Source organism: Terasakiella sp. 4MB5A, assembly GCF_050058155.1.
Taxonomy (GTDB): Bacteria; Pseudomonadota; Alphaproteobacteria; order Rhodospirillales; family Terasakiellaceae; genus Terasakiella; species Terasakiella halodenitrificans.
Window position 1 is genome coordinate 3,616,413 of sequence record NZ_CP188815.1, and the last position, 18,271, is coordinate 3,634,683.

Annotated in this window: 18 protein-coding genes; 12 read left to right on the forward strand and 6 right to left on the reverse strand. The window is 49.2% G+C overall.

Annotated features, from left to right (window positions below; all coding sequences use genetic code 11):
* Window position 1: 1 nt before the first annotated feature.
* Both ACI0FF_RS17240 and ACI0FF_RS17245 read right to left on the reverse strand, forming a co-directional pair.
* Entirely contained in the window at window positions 2-1,198 is a 1,197-nt protein-coding gene (locus tag ACI0FF_RS17240) for an amino acid ABC transporter permease (RefSeq protein ID WP_419797986.1), read from the reverse strand.
* Window positions 1,199-1,298: 100 nt separating this feature from the next.
* On the reverse strand, window positions 1,299-2,321 hold the full coding sequence (locus ACI0FF_RS17245) for an amino acid ABC transporter substrate-binding protein (RefSeq protein ID WP_419796476.1): 1,023 nt from the start codon (window positions 2,319-2,321) through the stop codon (window positions 1,299-1,301).
* A 431-nt stretch (window positions 2,322-2,752) separates the two neighbouring features.
* On the opposite strand from ACI0FF_RS17245, the gene ACI0FF_RS17250 reads away from it, so the two are divergent.
* The 4 genes from ACI0FF_RS17250 to ACI0FF_RS17265 are packed head-to-tail and all read left to right on the forward strand — an operon-like array spanning window position 2,753 to window position 5,664.
* Window positions 2,753-3,628 (forward strand): S-methyl-5'-thioadenosine phosphorylase, encoded by an 876-nt coding sequence (locus tag ACI0FF_RS17250; RefSeq protein ID WP_419797987.1) that lies wholly within the window; start codon window positions 2,753-2,755, stop codon window positions 3,626-3,628.
* 5 nt (window positions 3,629-3,633) lie between these two features.
* Window positions 3,634-4,728, forward strand: coding sequence for an S-methyl-5-thioribose-1-phosphate isomerase (mtnA, locus tag ACI0FF_RS17255; protein WP_419797988.1), 1,095 nt, complete (start codon window positions 3,634-3,636; stop codon window positions 4,726-4,728).
* 42 nt (window positions 4,729-4,770) lie between these two features.
* Window positions 4,771-5,409 (forward strand): class II aldolase/adducin family protein, encoded by a 639-nt coding sequence (locus ACI0FF_RS17260; protein WP_419797989.1) that lies wholly within the window; start codon window positions 4,771-4,773, stop codon window positions 5,407-5,409.
* Window positions 5,410-5,664 carry a TfoX/Sxy family DNA transformation protein gene (locus tag ACI0FF_RS17265; protein WP_419797990.1) on the forward strand — a complete coding sequence of 85 codons (255 nt, stop codon included), beginning with the start codon at window positions 5,410-5,412 and terminating at the stop codon, window positions 5,662-5,664.
* Here the strand turns inward: ACI0FF_RS17265 and ACI0FF_RS17270 are convergent.
* A complete protein-coding gene (locus ACI0FF_RS17270; RefSeq protein ID WP_419797991.1) occupies window positions 5,661-6,029 on the reverse strand; it encodes a response regulator transcription factor in 369 nt (122 codons plus the stop codon). The genes ACI0FF_RS17265 and ACI0FF_RS17270 overlap by 4 nt on opposite strands.
* A gap of 155 nt (window positions 6,030-6,184) precedes the next feature.
* On the opposite strand from ACI0FF_RS17270, the gene ACI0FF_RS17275 reads away from it, so the two are divergent.
* From ACI0FF_RS17275 to pheT, 8 genes are all read left to right on the forward strand, one after another.
* Window positions 6,185-6,634 carry a PaaI family thioesterase gene (locus tag ACI0FF_RS17275; protein WP_419797992.1) on the forward strand — a complete coding sequence of 150 codons (450 nt, stop codon included), beginning with the start codon at window positions 6,185-6,187 and terminating at the stop codon, window positions 6,632-6,634.
* On the forward strand, window positions 6,631-7,047 hold the full coding sequence (locus tag ACI0FF_RS17280; protein ID WP_419797993.1) for a PaaI family thioesterase: 417 nt from the start codon (window positions 6,631-6,633) through the stop codon (window positions 7,045-7,047). Before ACI0FF_RS17275 ends, ACI0FF_RS17280 begins: the two co-directional genes overlap by 4 nt.
* Window positions 7,048-7,101: 54 nt before the next feature.
* Window positions 7,102-7,497, forward strand: coding sequence for a Co2+/Mg2+ efflux protein ApaG (gene apaG / locus ACI0FF_RS17285; protein ID WP_419797994.1), 396 nt, complete (start codon window positions 7,102-7,104; stop codon window positions 7,495-7,497).
* A 127-nt stretch (window positions 7,498-7,624) separates the two neighbouring features.
* On the forward strand, window positions 7,625-8,305 hold the full coding sequence (locus ACI0FF_RS17290; protein ID WP_419797995.1) for a hypothetical protein: 681 nt from the start codon (window positions 7,625-7,627) through the stop codon (window positions 8,303-8,305).
* A gap of 180 nt (window positions 8,306-8,485) precedes the next feature.
* The gene (gene rpmI, locus ACI0FF_RS17295; RefSeq protein WP_417819160.1) at window positions 8,486-8,683 is read left to right on the forward strand and encodes a 50S ribosomal protein L35; all 198 of its coding nucleotides are present in this window, start codon (window positions 8,486-8,488) and stop codon (window positions 8,681-8,683) included.
* A 37-nt stretch (window positions 8,684-8,720) separates the two neighbouring features.
* Complete coding sequence (gene rplT, locus ACI0FF_RS17300; RefSeq protein WP_188663400.1) at window positions 8,721-9,077, forward strand: 50S ribosomal protein L20; 357 nt, start codon at window positions 8,721-8,723, stop codon at window positions 9,075-9,077.
* A 118-nt stretch (window positions 9,078-9,195) separates the two neighbouring features.
* The gene (gene pheS, locus ACI0FF_RS17305) at window positions 9,196-10,272 is read left to right on the forward strand and encodes a phenylalanine--tRNA ligase subunit alpha (RefSeq protein WP_417819161.1); all 1,077 of its coding nucleotides are present in this window, start codon (window positions 9,196-9,198) and stop codon (window positions 10,270-10,272) included.
* Complete coding sequence (pheT, locus tag ACI0FF_RS17310) at window positions 10,269-12,680, forward strand: phenylalanine--tRNA ligase subunit beta (protein WP_419797996.1); 2,412 nt, start codon at window positions 10,269-10,271, stop codon at window positions 12,678-12,680. The genes pheS and pheT overlap by 4 nt, the downstream gene beginning before the upstream one ends.
* A gap of 141 nt (window positions 12,681-12,821) precedes the next feature.
* Here the strand turns inward: pheT and ACI0FF_RS17315 are convergent, their stop codons facing one another.
* From ACI0FF_RS17315 to nirB, 3 genes are read right to left on the reverse strand one after another with little or no spacing between them, the layout of a single operon-like run.
* A complete protein-coding gene (locus ACI0FF_RS17315) occupies window positions 12,822-15,473 on the reverse strand; it encodes a molybdopterin-dependent oxidoreductase (RefSeq protein WP_419797997.1) in 2,652 nt (883 codons plus the stop codon).
* Window positions 15,466-15,801 (reverse strand): nitrite reductase small subunit NirD, encoded by a 336-nt coding sequence (gene nirD / locus ACI0FF_RS17320; protein WP_419797998.1) that lies wholly within the window; start codon window positions 15,799-15,801, stop codon window positions 15,466-15,468. The genes ACI0FF_RS17315 and nirD overlap by 8 nt, the downstream gene beginning before the upstream one ends.
* Window positions 15,802-15,815: 14 nt before the next feature.
* Window positions 15,816-18,260, reverse strand: coding sequence for a nitrite reductase large subunit NirB (gene nirB, locus ACI0FF_RS17325; RefSeq protein WP_419797999.1), 2,445 nt, complete (start codon window positions 18,258-18,260; stop codon window positions 15,816-15,818).
* Window positions 18,261-18,271 lie beyond the last annotated feature (11 nt).

Below are 18,271 nucleotides of genomic sequence, written 5' to 3' on the forward strand. Positions count from 1 at the left end.
TTTAACGCTCCTTCAACGACATGGCTTTGTTGTACCAGTTCATCACAAACGACAGCGTCAAACTGATCGTCAGATAAACTGCCATTGTCATAGCGACAATCTCAACGGCTTGACCGGTCTGGTTTAATGTCGTGCCCATAAAGACGGACACAATATCGGGATAACCGATCGCTGTGGCCAAGGAAGAGTTCTTGGCAAGGTTGAGATACTGGCTGGTCAAAGGCGGAATAATCACCCGCATCGCCTGCGGGATAATGATTTCACGCAAGGTCACACTACGACGCAAGCCCAACGATTCAGCCGCTTCTGTTTGTCCATGTGGGACAGCCAAAATACCGGCACGCACGATCTCGGCAATAAAGGCCGCCGTATAAGTCGATAAAGCCAGCAGAAGAGCAATAAATTCAGGGATAACCTGAACACCGCCTTTGAAGTTAAAGCCTTTCAAGGCGGGAAGTTCCCACGTGAGCGGGGCGCCAAGCACCACAAAAACGATCAAGGGCAAACCGATAATTAAACCAACACCGGTCCAAAATGCGGGAAACTGTTCCCCTGTCGCCTCTTGACGTTTGCGCGACCAGCGAGCAATCGCGATGGTCGCAATAAGGGCAATCAACAAGGCGATCAGTACGGCAGAGAAGCCCTCTCCTGCAACAGGTGCCGGTACATAAAGACCACGATTGTTAATAAAAAATGTTTCGGCCAGACCCAAGCTTTGGCGCGGACCGGGCAGCGGTTGCAAGACCGCAAAATACCAAAAGAAAATTTGCAGCAACAAAGGAATATTGCGCAAGGTTTCCACATAAACAGTGGCAATTTTCGCGATTAACCAGTTCTTGGATAGGCGAGCCACGCCCATAACGAAGCCCAAAAGAGTAGCAAAAATGATTCCGATAAAGGAAACCAAAACCGTATTCAGCAGACCAACGATGAACGTTCGCCCATAGGTATGAGACGCGTCATACGGCACGAGACTCATTAAAATTTCAAAGCCGGCAGGGTTACTTAAAAAATCAAAGCCCGTCGTAATGCCTCGGCTTTCCATGTTGTGCAGGGTGTTCTGGAAAATTGTCCAGCCCAACCAAATCAGGAAAGCAAACAACAGCGATTGAAAAACAACCGCGCGAACACGCGGATCATACAGCGCCGAGGAACTCTTTTTGGGCTTGGTGGCGTTGTCGTTCTTTGTTTGCGACATATGCACACTCCAAACTCTTAAAAAAAGAAAAAGTGAGTGTGTTAGCCGAGGAAATCTCCGCAGAAAACACACTCACCCATATATCAACTACCGTCTGATCTTAGCGGACCGGCGGAGCGTACTGCAGACCACCTTTAGACCACAACGCATTCAAACCACGAGAGATTTGCAGCGGTGTGTTCGGGCCGACGTTACGATCAAACATTTCGCCGTAGTTGCCGACCTGTTTCACAGCATCAAACGCCCAGTTTGCGCCCAAGCCAAGCTTAGCACCCGCATCACCGCTTGTGCCAACAAGACGTTGTACGGACGGGTTTTCGCTTTTCATTGCCGCATCGACGTTGGCAGAGGTCAAACCCATTTCTTCAGCGTTGATTTGCGCAAACAAGGTCCATTTAACAATGTTAAACCACTGATCGTCGCCTTGGCGAACAACCGGGCCAAGCGGTTCTTTGGAAATAACTTCCGGCAAAACAACCGCTTTGCTCGGGTCATCCAATTTAGAACGCAACGCGTACAACTGCGATTGGTCAGAGGTCAAAATATCGCAACGACCCGCCGCAAACCCTTGAATAGTCTGGTCTGCCGTATCATAAACAACCGGGCTGAATTTCATACCGTTGAGGCGGAAATAATCGGCAAGGTTCAATTCTGTTGTGGTCCCTGCCTGAATACAAACGGACGCGCCGTCCAGTTCCAATGCAGATTTCACACCCAGTTCTTTTTGAACAAGGAAGCCTTGACCATCATAATAGTTCACGCCCGTGAAGTTCAGACCCAAAGAGGTGTCACGTGTGTGTGTCCATGTGGTGTTACGAGACAGCATGTCAATTTCGCCAGACTGCAACGCAGTGAAACGTTCTTTCGCGGTCAGCGGAATGAATTTCGTTTTGTTGGCATCACCCAGAACGGCAGCAGCAACAGCGCGGCACGTATCCACATCAAGACCTGTCCAGTTCCCTTTTTCATCAGGCAGAGAGAAGCCCGGAAGACCGGCAGAAACGCCACACAGCAATTCGCCGCGTGCTTTTACCGTATCAAGGGTGCTAGCCGCCATTGCTGCAGTCGCTGTAACAGCTGTGACAACAAATGCGCCCGTCAGGACAGACAAAGTTTTTTTCATAGTTTAATTCTCCCGTGAATTCTAAAAAATGCTCCGGCCGTCAGTTTTTTAATCGCACTTTCCAAAAAAACCGACATTCAAAGCTCCCTAACAATTAGTTACTTTTTATTTAGCCAGAACATCTACCAAAAGAGCCCGAAAAACCGGCCTCTTCCATGATTTTCTTTTTGCACATGCGAAAAAACATTCGTTGTTTCTCATGCACATATCGAAGCTTTACCCTTAATTTACCTCTTTGCAAGACCAAATTCCGGAATAAGTCGTTTTTTTTACCATGTGTTCAAAATTTATGCGTAATAGTGGGTATATATTCACCATGGCGCATATTAATTGTGCATTCCAAGAGTTGGCATACATTATTTCTTGGCATTCCCTTAAAAGACATGGCAAAAGAGTCTCTGATTTTTCTTTCAGGCAGGAGTAATTTAAACATGTCAGAGACTATCATCGGCATCATGGGCGGCAGCGGAATCTATGAAATTGACGGGCTGGAAAACACCCGTTGGACAAAAATCGACTCGCCCTTTGGCACAGTTTCAGATGAGATCCTCTTTGGTGAACTTGACGGCGTTCAAATGCGTTTCCTGCCCCGTCACGGACGCGGTCACCGCATTTCCCCATCCGAAGTCAACTACCGGGCCAATATTGATGCGATGAAACGTGCCGGTGTGACAGATATCGTTTCGGTTTCTGCCTGTGGATCACTAAAAGAAGAACTACCGCCGGGACATTTTGTGCTGGCTGATGATTATATCGATCGCACCTTTGCCCGTGAAAAATCCTTCTTCACAACCGGATGCGTTGCCCATGTCGCCTTTGGTGAGCCGGTGTCGAAACGACTGGTCGATTGCCTGGAAGATGCCTTGAAAGAACTGGATATTGATTACACGCGCGGCGGCACTTATCTCGCGATGGAAGGCCCACAATTTTCCACCAAGGCAGAATCCAACCTCTATCGTAGTTGGGGCTGTTCCGTCATCGGAATGACCAACATGCCCGAAGCCAAATTGGCCCGCGAGGCAGAAATGGGATATGCCACAGTTGCAATGGTAACCGATTACGATTGCTGGCATGAAGATCACGACGATGTCACCGTTGAGCAGGTCATCAAAGTGTTGCTTGAAAACGCCGAAAAAGGCCGCAACCTTGTCAAAGCCGTTGCACCAAAAATCGCGAAAGCCCCGCTGCCCTGCCCATCCGGTTGCCACAATGCGCTTGAATACGCCCTCATCACCGCCCCGGATGCCCGTGACCCGGATGTGGTTGCCAAACTGGACGCTGTTGCAGGTCGGGTTTTGAAAGGATAATTCCAATGAAAGTGAACGGTATCCCAACCCGCCCGATCTGGCTGGATGAAGACGGCTTTGGTGTCAATATTATCGATCAGACCAAGCTGCCGCACGCCTATGAAATTGTGCGTATGGAAACATTAGCTGATGCTTGCCATGCGATTTTTGACATGCTGGTGCGTGGCGCGCCATTGATCGGGGCGACGGCAGCCTATGGTATGGCGCTTGCGTTGCGTGCTGATGCCACTGACGCAGGGTTTGAGACGGCTTACAAAGAGCTTTATGCCACCCGACCAACTGCCGTAAATTTACGCTGGGCACTGGATGAAATGCGCAAACAGATTTTGCCTTTACCGATTGCTGAACGAGAAAAGGCAGCTTATGCACTGTCGGCCCAAATTTGTGACGATGATGTGGCGCAAAATTCTGCCATTGGTGATCATGGCCTGAAAATCATTGAAGAGATTTGGGAGAAAAAGGGCAAAACAGGCGTCATCAATATCCTGACCCACTGCAACGCCGGATGGTTAGCCACAGTGGATTGGGGCACCGCAACCGCCCCGATTTATAAAGCCTTTGATGCGGGTATTCCGGTTCATGTCTGGGTGGATGAAACCCGCCCGCGCAATCAAGGTGCATCCCTGACCGCATGGGAACTGGGCAATCACGGTGTGCCCCATACCCTGATCGTTGATAATGCCGGTGGACATTTGATGCAGCATGGCGAGGTTGATTTATGTATTGTCGGCACAGACCGCACCACGGCCAGTGGGGATGTCTGCAACAAGATCGGCACCTATTTGAAAGCCTTGGCCGCCCATGACAATGGCGTACCATTTTATGTGGGCCTGCCATCCCCGACCATCGACTGGACAGTGGACGACGGCGTAAAGGAAATCCCGATTGAGCAGCGCGATGCCACCGAAGTCACCGAAATGACCGGACGGTTACAAGACGGCAGCACCGCCACTGTGACCATCACCCCACAAGGCTGCAAGGCGGCAAATTACGCCTTTGATGTCACCCCGGCAAAATACGTCACAGGATTGATCACTGAACGCGGGGTCGCACACCCCAGCAAAGACGGCTTGGCAAAATTATTCCCTGAGTTTACGTGAAAATTGACGGACTGGCCTTGGCAACATCGGAAAAATAAATTCATGGAACATCAAACCGTCATTGATACCGCCTTAAAAATGAACGCCCTTGGCATTAATCAAGGCGCCAGTGGCAATGTCTCCACAAGATCGGAAAATGGCTTTTTAATAACACCTTCGGGTTTGGATTATGACAGGCTTCGTCCCGAGGATATCGTAGACGTTCAAATGGATGGCACCTACACGGGATCTCTAAAGCCCTCAAGCGAATGGCTTTTTCATCGCGATATTTATTTGGCAAAACCGGATGTCAATGCTGTCATTCATACCCATTCCAAATTTGCAACCACCTTAGCCTGCCTGCGCCGCGACCTCCCGCCTTTTCATTACATGATTGCGGTTTGTGGCGGCAAAAACGTCCGCTGCGCGCCTTATGCCACGTTCGGCACACAAACTTTATCCGATGTTGCCCTGAGTGCACTCCAAGACCGTCATGCCTGCCTGCTGGCCAATCATGGTATGATTGTTACAGGTCCAACTTTGGAGAAAGCCCTAAAAATCGCACAAGAACTGGAACTTCTTTGCGAACAATATCTAACAGCCCTGCAAGTTGGTGAACCCTATATCTTGAATGACGCAGAAATGGACGAAGTTCTTGAGAAATTTAAAACCTATGGCAAACAAGATAAGCAAAAGCCGTAAATGACAAAAATCATCAACCTAATCAATATAGGACCAAAAACGGAAGTCTGGCTGCGCGAGATCGGCATTGAAACCGAAGATGATTTGCGCAAACGCGGTGTAATTCCGGCTTATATTGAGCTAAAAGCACGCAACCCACAAACCATCAACCTCATGATGTTATGGGCGATGCAGGGGGCCTTGATGGGACTCAACTGCCTGCACTTGCCGGAAGAAATCAAGCAAAGCTTAAAAGACGAATTAAATCAGACTTAGCGCAAAAGGGCGCGGGCCGTGCGAACAAGCTCATCTGGTAAAAAGGGCTTTTCCAAGATAGCGTCTGCCCCACTGAGCATCGCAGCTTCCAGCAAATCACCGCCGTCCTTATCTAGTCCCCCGCCTGAAATAGCAAGAACGGAAATATCCTGATTGCCCGCAATCGCTTTATCGATGATCGCAAGGCCATCGACTTCGGGCATTAAAATATCAGTAATCAATAAATCAAAACGATTATTTCGTATTTGCTCCAGGGCTAACTGACCGTTCACAGCACTTTCAACGTCAAATCCTGCATTTCGCAATGCCTCTACCATAACCGCTAAAACGGCTTCATCGTCATCGACGATCAAAAGTCTTGCCACGCATTTTCTCCATTGAGACTAGAATAAGTCATTACGATGATCGCACAAAAGTGTAAAAAAAGTACAAACATTTAACCAAACCCAAATATTGTATGTTGCACTTACAGTTCACAAACCTTACATTTTAGGCTTGCGTCACAATCAAGGAAATGAACGTGTCTCTTTCCGTTTTCAATTTTATGCGCCATACCGTTGAAAACCTTCCCCACTGCAAAAGACTGGGGCTAAAGTTCACTCAACTAGAAGAAGGTATCGGTGCCATGCAACTGGACCCCCGCCCCGAATTTGTTGGCAATACCGCCCAAAATTTCATGCATAGCGCAATTGTAACCACACTTTTAGATACCTTGTGCGGCACCGTTGCCTCTTCGGCTTATAGCGAAGGGCGCACGGTCGCGACACTGGATTTACGTCTGGATCATCTGGATCGCCTGCATGCCGATCGCCCCCTTTACGCCAAAGCGGAATGTTTTCATCATAATGATGATGTTGCTTACGTGCGTGGTTGGGCCTGGCAGGACAGCGAAGACAAAATGGTTGCCAAAGCCACCGGGACTTTTATGGCCAGCGGTACCTTTAAACTTCAAAAGGAAGAGATGTCATGAAAGCCCTTTTTGGAACAAGCAGTCTACATGATATCAACGCCATGATCCCGTATGCCCAATTGGTGGGACTGGATATTTCAAGTGATGAACAAGGTTTATTGACGATTTTACGCGCACATGATGACAATATTGGTAACGAAATCATAGGGGCGGTTCATGGCGGGGTCGTTGCAGGCCTGATGGAACATGCGGCCTCTTTTCATCTGCTAGACGAACTCGTCAATCCGGTACGCATTCCCCGCATCATAAATGTTTCTATCGATTATCTTCGCCCTGCCCTCAATAAAGACACCTTTGCACGAGGGCAAGTTATCAAGCAAGGAAAGCGTGTCGCCAATGTACGTGTTACCGCTTGGCAAGACGATGAAAATCGCCCTGTTGCAGCAGCTCATGCTCATTTCCTTATTGCGTAAAACATCAGCCCTCCCCATCTTTAGAAGTTGAACTTATAAAACAGGGCCTTAAGAATGGAATTTTCAGCGACAACACGGATGGTGCATATAACTGTCCAACCTTTTTTTCTGGAACAAGAATCCGATCCACAAAAAAATGCATTTATGTGGGCCTATCATATTCGTATTCAAAATACCGGATTTGAACCCATCCAACTGCTTTCGCGTTACTGGAAAATCACCGATGCCTTAGGCCGCATACAGGAAGTTCGCGGCGAAGGCGTCGTCGGTGAACAACCTCTCATCAGTCCGGGTGATGTTTACGAATATACCAGCGGTGTGCCCTTACAAACACCAAGTGGATTTATGGGTGGGTCTTACGAAATGATCAGCGGAAATGGAGAACGGTTGGATGTAACCATCCCGACATTTTCACTCGACAGCCCTTTTGATGTGCACTCAGTCAATTAATATCTATTTTTCAATACTTAGAAACAATCCTTAAAAATATTCCAATCATCATTTCATGCTGGCTTATTTTTTTAACACCCTCATATTGTACGGACCATCTTGAGATTTAGCTCCTCAAAGGACAAACATGAGAACTGTATCAGCAATCATAGCGGCAACTCTGTTTTGTCTGAGTATGCCGACTTATGCAACCACGCCTGAATGTCCGCAGACACTCAGCATGTATCAGGAAAATAAGTTAACATTAAAGGCACGCCATATATTTGAAGAGATGTACGCAAAACTTGGTTGCAAGCTATCGACTCGGCTTTTACCGCCCAAACGCAGTCTTTTATATTTCAATCGCTCTCTCATTGACGGGGAGCTTTACAGATTCGAAGATATTGAGAAAAACTACACAAAAACATTTGTACGTTCTCAACACCCCCTTCTTTCCATTCCCGCATCCCTTTGGGCATCTACCGACCCGGAAACATACGCAAAACGTCCACTAGGCTATATCAAAGGCTATGCTTGGCAAGAACGTTTCATTCGTCAAAAGCCTTTGCTCACACCGCTGGCATATATGAGTGAAGCCGACCTGTATGTTGCGTTCAACAAAGGGATTATCGGCTCTTTCATCAACAACGACCCTTACGTTGGTTTCCTGCAAAAAGAAGGGCTATTGAGCGCACCCGTCAAAAAAATCATGACCATTGAAACCCGCCATTTTTACCATTACCTTAACGCTAAGTACGCCCCCTTTATGGAACGGTTCTCAGAACTTCTGGCAAAAGAGAATAATTTTGCAACTCTCTATAAAGAGTAACACCTGTCCTGAAACATATTTTGCCCTTGCATTCCCCTGATCTTGAGTCTATAACCCGCTACCTCGTCGCTGAAATTTAGTCTGCGGCGCATATTTTGTTAAAGGCATTGAAGGATGACGAACTGAGGCTAAGGCATGCCGAAGCGTCGGTTTCAATGTAGATACATAAAGGATAATGAAATGCCTAAAATGAAGACGAAATCTGGCGCGAAAAAGCGCTTCAAGATCACGGCTACTGGCAAAGTACGCGGTGCTTACGCATTCAAATCCCACAACCTGCGCAAACGTTCTCAGAAAATGAAACGTCAGGCACGTGGCACAATGGTTCTGAGTGCACCTGATGCACGTATGGCCAAATCTTTGATGCCGTACGCTTAAGTACACGATTACAAGCCCAGAATAAGGATTAAGACACATGCGTTCAACAGTAGCAGTTGCTTCCCGCGCTCGTCGCAAGAAGATCATCAAGGCGGCCAAAGGTTATCGCGGCCGTAATAAAAACGTCCTGCGCGTCGCTATGGAGAAGGTCGACAAAGGCCTTCAGTATCAGTACCGCGACCGTCGCAACAAAAAACGTAACTTCCGCGCACTGTGGATCCAGCGTATCAATGCTGGTTCTCGTCAGTATGGCGTAAGCTACTCTCAATTCATGAACGGCCTGAAACTGGCTGGTATCGAGCTGGACCGTAAAGTCCTGGCTGATCTGGCAGCTCGTGAGCCGGACGCGTTTAAATCTTTGGTAGAACAGGCCCAGGCCGCTCTTGCCAAGTAATAAAACGCTCACGTAAAGCTGATTGTTTTACGTTGAAAATTCTTGGAAAAGGGGACTGGGGCCTTCGGGCCTTGGTCTCCTTTTTTGTTTGCTCTAAACACTTCCATAGGGAACGGATATGGAAAACCTCGATCAGATTAAAACAGAAGTCCTGGAAGCTGTCGTTGCCGCGACCGACTCCAAGGCTTTAGATGACATTCGCGTCAGTGCGTTGGGTAAAAAAGGTTCCATCACCTCGTTGATGAAGAACATGAAAGACCTGACACCGGAAGAACGCAAAGAAACCGGACAAAAGCTCAACCTCATTAAAGGCGAAGTCGCCCAAGCTATTGATGCGCGCAAAACAGAATTGGCCGATGCCGAACTGAACGCCCGTCTCATGGCGGAAAAAATTGATGTGACATTGTCTGTACGCCCGGAACACACTGGCACAGTTCATCCTGTCAGCCAAACCATTGACGAAGCCATTGCTATCTTTGGCGAGATGGGTTTCAGCGTTGCCGAAGGACCGAATATCGAGGACGATTGGCGCAATTTCGGTGCCCTGAACATTGGCCCGGAACATCCGGCCCGTCAGGATCACGACACATTTTATCTGCCACGCGAACAAGACGGCAATCGTATGGTCTTGCGCACGCATACCTCCCCTGTACAAATCCGTTCCATGCAGGAAAAGGGCGCACCGATCCGTATTATCTGTCCGGGGCGCACGTATCGCTGTGATTATGATGCGACCCACACACCGATGTTCCACCAAATCGAGGGGCTGGTCATCGATGAAAAAACACATTTTGGACACCTGAAAGGCTGCTTGATTGATTTCTGCAAAGCCTACTTTGGTGTGGACGATCTGCCCGTTCGTTTCCGTCCCAGCTATTTCCCGTTCACAGAACCAAGCGCGGAGGTCGATATCGGCTGTACCCGTAAAGACGGGGAATTCAAAATCGGTGCAGGTGATGACTGGCTGGAAATTTTGGGCTGCGGCATGGTTCACCCCAAAGTTTTGGAAAACTGTGGTATCGATTCCAGCAAATATCAGGGCTTTGCCTTTGGCATGGGGATCGAACGGATTGCCATGTTGAAATACGGCATTCCCGATCTGCGGACATTCTATGAATCTGATCTGCGTTGGCTGCGCCATTATGGCTTCAAGGCCTTGGACATTCCCAGCATGGTAGGAGGGCTGACCCGATGAAATTCACTTTAAGCTGGCTCTTGGAGCATCTCGAAACAGATAAGACCTGTGACGAAATCGTTGAAAAGCTTTCCATGATCGGATTGGAAGTCGAAGGCGTCGAAGACCGTTCCAAAGGTCTGGAAACGTTTAAGGTTGCCGAAATTCTGACCGCGGAAAGACACCCAGATGCAGATAAACTGCAACTGTTGAAAGTCTCTGATGGCGAGAAAGAATATCAGGTCGTTTGCGGTGCCCCGAACGCACGCGCCGGTTTGAAAGGTGTGTTTGCCACATCCGGTTCCTACATTCCCGGTCTAGATGTGACCCTGAAACCGACAAAAATTCGTGGTGTCGATAGCCAAGGCATGATGATGTCCGAAGCGGAAATGAATTTATCTGATTCCCATGACGGTATCGTCGACCTGCCAGCCGACGTCAAAGTTGGCGCACGCGCGGTCGACATTATGGGCCTGACCGATCCGATCATTGAAATTGCCATTACCCCGAACCGTGGCGATTGCGCAGGCGTGCGCGGCATTGCACGCGATTTGGCAGCAACCGGATTTGGCACTTTAAAACCGGTCAATACTGATCCGGTAAAAGGAACGTTTGAAAGCCCGATTAAAGTCCATCTGCACAATCCTGCAGACGGCGTAAAAGCCTGTCCGCAATTTGCCGGGCGTTATATTCGCGGTGTAAAAAACGGCCCCAGCCCGAAATGGCTGCAAGACAAACTGCTTGCGGTTGGCCTGCGTCCGATTTCCGCACTCGTTGATGTCACCAACTACTTCAGCCAAGGCCTGTGCCGTCCGCTGCACGTCTTTGACGCTGACAAACTCAACGGTGATGTGCATGTCCGTCTCGCCAAAGAAGGTGAAACACTGAAAGCACTGGACGAAAAAGAATACACGCTGGATGCGGACATGACCGTTGTGTGTGACGACATAACCCCGCATGCCCTTGGTGGTATTATGGGGGGCGAAGCTTCCGGCTGTCAGGACGACACAACCAACGTCTTCTTGGAATGTGCGCTGTTTGATCCGATCCGCACCGCCATGACCGGACGTAAACTGGACATCATATCTGATGCCCGTTATCGTTTTGAACGCGGTGTTGATGAGGCAGCCGTTGTGGACATGACGGAAATGGCAACCCGCCTCATCCTTGAGTTGTGCGGCGGCGAAGCCTCCGAACTGGTTGTCGCAGGTGAAGAGCCACAGTGGCAACGTACCATCACCTTGCGCAAATCCCGCGTCAAACAATTGACAGGCGTCGATGTCGCAGAAAACGAAATGGTGCGCATTCTGGACATTCTGGGCTGCAAGCTGGACGACAAAGGCGAAACCTTTGATGTTCAGCCGCCATCATGGCGTTCAGACATTGAACTGGAAGCCTGCCTTGTCGAAGAAATCATCCGCGTTTATGGTTACGAGCATATTGAGGAAGTATCTTTGGTTCGTGAAACCAACCTGCCGGGTGTTGCCTATACCCCCATGCAGATCAAGCGCGATGTTTCACGTCGCACACTGGTTACACGCGGCCTGTCCGAAGCTGTTACGTACGCTTTCTTACCGGAAAAGCAAGCCAAACTGTTTGGCTGGTCTGATGAAAATCTGCGTCTGACTAATCCGATTTCCAAAGATCTGGAGATTATGCGTCCAAGCCTGTTGCCGAACCTATTGGCGGCTTGTCAGCGCAACAATGACCGTGGCCTACCCAATGGCTGCCTGTTCGAAGTTGGTCCGCAGTTTGACGGTGATACCGCCGACAAGCAACCCATTGTGGTTTGCGGTGTACGTACAGGTCAAACCGGCCCGCGTAACTGGGCACAAACCCCGCGCCGCTTTGATGTGTTTGATGCCAAGGCTGATGCAATGGCTGTTTTAGAAGCTGCTGGCGCCAAAGTTGACAGCCTGCAAGTGGACCCAGAAGGCCCGCCCGCCCATTATCATCCGGGTCGCAGTGGTGCCTTGAAACTGGGACCGAAAAACACCTTGGCCTATTTCGGGGAATTGCATCCCGGTACGCTCAAGAAAATGGGCTATAAGGGAATTGCCGTTGGTTTTGAGATTTATCTTGATGCTATTCCGGCAACAAAATCCAAGAAAACAGGCGCGTTACGCCCTGTGTTGGAACTTTCCGCCTTCCAAAGCGTGGAACGTGACTTTGCCTTTGTGGTCGATAGCGATGTTCCTGCGGCCAAGATTATTCAATCGGCCAAAACCGCCGATAAAAAACTGATCAGCGACGTTGCCGTCTTTGACGTTTATGAAGGCGAGAATGTGGAAGCAGGTAAAAAATCCGTTGCCATCAGCATCACCTTACAACCCACCACCGACACCCTGACGGATGAACAGATTCAAACCGTCAGCGACAACGTGGTTGCCAGTGTTGCCAAAAACACCGGCGGCGAGTTACGCGGGTAACATCTAACGTCAGTACTGATAAAGAAAAAGGGCCGGAAGACTTATCTTCCGGCCCTTTTTTATAGGTTCCCACTTATATGGATCACGATATTAGAGAGTGCAAAAAACACCGATAATCAAACAAGTTAAGAACCCCCCCTCTTAGGCAACCTTTTGTTTTTGGTCATTTGTTTGCGTTTCCTCCAGAATTTGCTGGATTTCCGACTGACAGGATCCGCAATTGGTTCCGGCTTTCAACGCAACGCCGATGGCTTCGACACTCATTCGACCTTCTTCGACGATCGCGCGTTGAATTTCCAACAGGCCGACATTGAAACACGAACAAACAATCGCACCTTTTTCGGCCACTTTACCCGCAGGTTTCGCACTTAATAACGACAAGCGATCCTGTGCATTCAATTCCCCCTGCGCAAACAGGCTGGCAATCCAGTTGCGCGATGGGATACCTTCGGATGTGCGGGCCATAATCATCACGCCAAGCGGTTTGTCTTCACGTAAAACTGCATAACGACGCGCGCCGCGACGTTCATCACTCATTGCCAGCATTTCACCTTGTCCAAGCAAAACGCCTGCATAATCATCCCAGTTGGACGGATCCCCAACGCCTGCCACATCATAGATATAACACCCGTTTGAAAGACTACGTGTCCAATAAGCAAAACCCGATGGCTCCAACTTCTCCCGTACAATCAACAACGCATGCCAATCCGCGGCAAACGGTTTCAAACTGACTGGTGTATGTTTGCTTTCCGGCTGACCGGAATAAGGATCACAAACCGGGTTGACGAGACGACCAACAACGGCTTCCGCACTGTTTTCATCACTCCAATGCATCGGCATGAAGACTTCGCCACGTTTAACATTCTCGCTGACTTTTACCCGCAAAATCGCACGCCCCCAGTTTGATGTAACTTCCACCAAACCACCGTCCTGCAATTCTTCGCACAAGGCGGCTTCGGGGTGAACTTCCAAATAAGGTTCAATCACATGTGTCGATAAGCGCGGAGACATCCCCGTGCGCGTCATAGTATGCCATTGATCACGGATACGCCCGCTGTTCAACACATAGGGATAATCCGCCGTGACAGGATAAACCGGGCTTTTGGGTTGAACGGGGACCATATTGCCCTTGCCCGAAGCGGTATAAAAACGACCATCCTCGAAAAAACGATCTTTCGCATATGTGCCGACAGGCCATTGCGTGGGTTCAATCCCATCAAATCCAGCACGCGACAACTCCATCCAGCCGGATAAATCAAAATCACGCTCGCCTTGATTTTCAAACGCAGATAAGGCGACATGCTCGCGAAAAACGTCGTAGGAACTTTCATAAGGGAAAGCCTCCTCAAACCCCATTTTACGGGCAACTTGCGTGATGATTTTCCAATCGGGCAGTGCCTCGCCCGCAAGATCGCAAAAGGCGCGTTGTCTTGAAATGCGACGTTCCGTATTTGTCACCGTCCCGTTACGTTCCCCCCACGCAGCGGCTGGCAGAACGACATCGGCATAAGCCATCGTATCAGTATGGTCCACACAATCAGAGATCACCACAAAATCGCATTTTTCCAAGGCTTCGCGCACCCGTCCCGCATCAGGAAGGGAAACACATGGGTTGGTCGCCATGATCCAGACCGCCTTGATCTGGCCTTCATGAATGGCTTCAAACATATCCAGTGCTTTTTTGCCCGGTTCCTTTGCGATATTCGGGGCCTGCCAAAAACGCGACACCCGATCAATCCCATCCGGTGTAAAATCCATATGGGCCGCCAGCATATTGGCCAATCCGCCAACTTCGCGCCCGCCCATTGCATTGGGTTGTCCCGTCACAGATAAAGGACCGCAGCCTTCGCGCCCAATGCGACCGGTAAAGAGATGACAATTGATAATGCTGTTGACTTTATCAGTGCCTTGGGATGATTGATTGACCCCTTGGCTATAAACACTCAAGGTCCGATCCGTCTTTAAGAACCAGTCATAAAAGGCAAGCACATCTGCAACAGACACATCACAGCCTTTTGCAACACTCAGGATATCAACAGACGTTGCCTGCAATGTTTCGTCAAGGCCTTCAACAAACGCTGTTACATATGATTGATCTTTCGCCCCATTTTGATCCAGATAAGTCAGTAAACCATTAAACAGCAGAACATCCGAACCCGGTTTGATCGCCAAATGAAGATCGGCAATTTCACATGTTGCTGTTTTGCGCGGATCAATCACAACGACCTTGGTTCCCCGTTTCTTTTTTGCAGCTTTCAAGCGTTGAAACAGGATTGGATGACACCAGGCCAGATTGGACCCGACCAGAACAACCAGATCGGACGTTTCCAAATCTTCATAGGTTTGGGGCACCGTGTCAGAACCAAATGCACGTTTATGCCCGGCGACGGAAGAACTCATACACAGGCGTGAATTTGTATCTATATTGGCGGTTCCGATAAAACCTTTAATCAGTTTATTCGCCACATAATAATCTTCGCTCAATAACTGGCCCGATACGTAAAAGGCCACACTATCCGGTCCATAGCGTTCAACCATTTCCTTAAAACGGGCAGCTACCAAATCACTTGCCTGCTCCCAACTGGCAACTTGATGATTGATTTTAGGTGTTAGTAAACGATTGTCCTGACGAAGCGTATCGCCAAGGGCCGCCCCTTTGGAACAGAGTTTACCGAAATTTGCCGGATGGTCAGGGTCGCCTTTAACGACAACCCCACCCGCATTATCTTTTGAAACCAGTACCCCGCAACCGACGCCGCAATAAGGGCAGGTGGTGCGAATGCTGTCAGCCATGCGTTCCTGTTGCCTCCGCCTCAACGTAGATACGGATAATTCCGTCTTTACTGGAAACCGGGATCACGCGCGCGCAGCCATGATCGGGGTCTAAAACATCACCTGTTTCCAGATCGATATTCCAGTTATGTAGCGGGCAGGCCACGGCCTTGCCATGCACAATTCCTTGTGACAGCGGGCCGCCGGAATGGGGACAGCTATCAACGATGGCGAAAATTTCATCATCAGCTGTTCGAAAGACCGCAATATCACCGCGCATACTTTTGACCACACGTGCCCCCAGCTTGGGGATATCGTTAACGGTGCCGACTTCAATCCAGTTACTCATTTTCCAATCTCCCTTTACTCAGCCGCAACAGCGGATAATGGTTTAAATTCACGCGCAGCCGCTTCTTCGTTGACCGCTTTGGCCCACGGGTCGTCCTGCCAGAATTTTTGTGAATAGATAAAGCGTGCGTTCAACTCTTTACGCTTGGCTTCATCTTCAACAACGATTTGTTTGATGTAATCCAGACCGACACGTTCAACCCAAGGGGCTGTGCGTTCCAGATAACGGGCTTCTTCACGATAAAGCTGAACAAAGGCACCGCAATATTCCAGAACCTCTTGTTCCGATGCGACCTTGCACAGCAAATCCGTTGCGCGGACATGGATGCCGCCATTACCTGCGATATGCAGTTCATACCCACTATCCACACAAATCACGCCGAAATCCTTGATGGTAGCTTCTGCACAATTTCGCGGACAGCCAGAAACCGCCATTTTGAATTTATGCGGCATGTAGGATCCCCAACTGAGTTTTTCCAACTGCACACCAAGGTCCATCGACATTTGTGTTCCAAAACGGCACCATTCCTTACCCACACAGGTTTTCACCGTGCGTAATGATTTGCCATAAGCATGACCGGACACCATCCCTGCTGCGTTCAGGTCCGCCCAAACCGCCGGCAGATCTTCTTTCTTGATCCCGAACAGATCAATGCGTTGACCGCCAGTCACTTTGAGCGTTTTCACATCAAATTTTTCCGCCACATCGGCAATGGCGCGTAATTCTTTCGGGTTGGTTAAACCACCCCACATGCGCGGCACAACAGAATAGGTTCCGTCTTTTTGAATGTTGGCATGTGCGCGTTCATTAATATATCGCGATTGGGTATCATCGACATATTCACCGGGCCATGCACACAACAGGTAATAATTCATCGCCGGACGACATGATGAACATCCATCCGGTGTTTTCCATTCCAAGGCCTGATAGGCTTCTGGGATAGATTTCAGCCCTTGTTCCACAATCGCAGCACGGACTTCATCATGGGTATGTTCGGTGCAACCGCACATGGGTTTAACGGTTTGTGCCTGATAACTATCGCCTAATGTCACCTTCAGCAGGTTTTCCACCAGACCGGAACATGTCCCGCAAGAGGCCGATGCCTTGGTATGGGCCTTGACCTCATCCAAAGTTGTCAGGCCTTTTTCATTTACCGCTGTCACGATATCGCCCTTGCATACGCCGTTACAGCCACAAATTTCAGCGTCCATCGCCAAAGCTGCAACGGCTTCAAGAGGGTCCGCAGCGGCTCCTCCCCCAGACGCAAACGCCTGACCGAAAATCAACAGATCACGGATATCGCTGATGTCCTGCCCGTCTTTCAACATCTGGAAATACCATGCCCCATCAGTGGTATCGCCATAAAGCACTGCCCCTTGAACTTTATTATCTTTCAGGACCACGCGTTTGTAGATACCACGGGCCGCATCACGCAAAACAATATCTTCGCAGGCCTCACCACCTGAAAAATCACCGGCAGAAAAAACATCAACGCCACTGACTTTCAACTTGGTCGATGTCACAGACCCCTGATAGGCACTATCCGTTCCCGTAATATGATCAGCCAGCACCTTACCCATTTCATAGAGCGGGGCAACCAGACCGTAACAATCCCCACGGTGTTGTACACATTCTCCAACACTGTAAATATCAGCATCAGATGTCACCAATTGATCACTCACCAGAATGCCGCGCTCGACTTCCAATCCTGCTGATTGCCCAAGGCTGACATTGGGGCGGATCCCCACAGCCATCACCACAAGGTCAGCTGCGATTTCACGCCCGTCCGCCAAGCAGACTTTTTTAACCCGGCCATTTTCACCAATGATTTCTTTGGTATTTGCCCCGGTTAAAACATCAATACCGCGCCCTTCCAATTCCTGCTTCAACAGGAAACCAGCGGCCTCATCCAACTGACGTTCCATCAAGGTATCCATCAGGTGAATGACGGTTGCTTTCATACCACGACGTTGTAGACCATAAGCCGCTTCCAGTCCCAACAGCCCGCCGCCGATAACAACGGCGTTTTTATACTGTGAAATGGCTTCTTCCATGACATTGACATCATTCATGTCACGAAACGAAATAACCCCGTCCAGATCTTTACCCGGTACCGGGATGATAAACGGTTCAGACCCGGTGGCGATTAACAATTTGTCATAAGCCGCTTCAATGCCATTTGCAGATTTAACAACCTTTGCCGCCCGGTCAATTTCCGTGACCTCGGCATCGGTGTGCAATGTGATTTTATTTTCAGCATACCATTCAGGTGAATTAATCACGATTTCATCAAAGGTCTTTTCCCCGGACAAAACCGGCGACAACATGATGCGGTTATAGTTTCCGTAAGGCTCTGCGCCAAAAACAGTGATTTCAAATTGATCGGCGTCGCGTTTGAGAATTTCTTCCACACAGCGCATGCCCGCCATACCATTACCAATAACAACCAGCTTTTTCATAATTTTTGTTC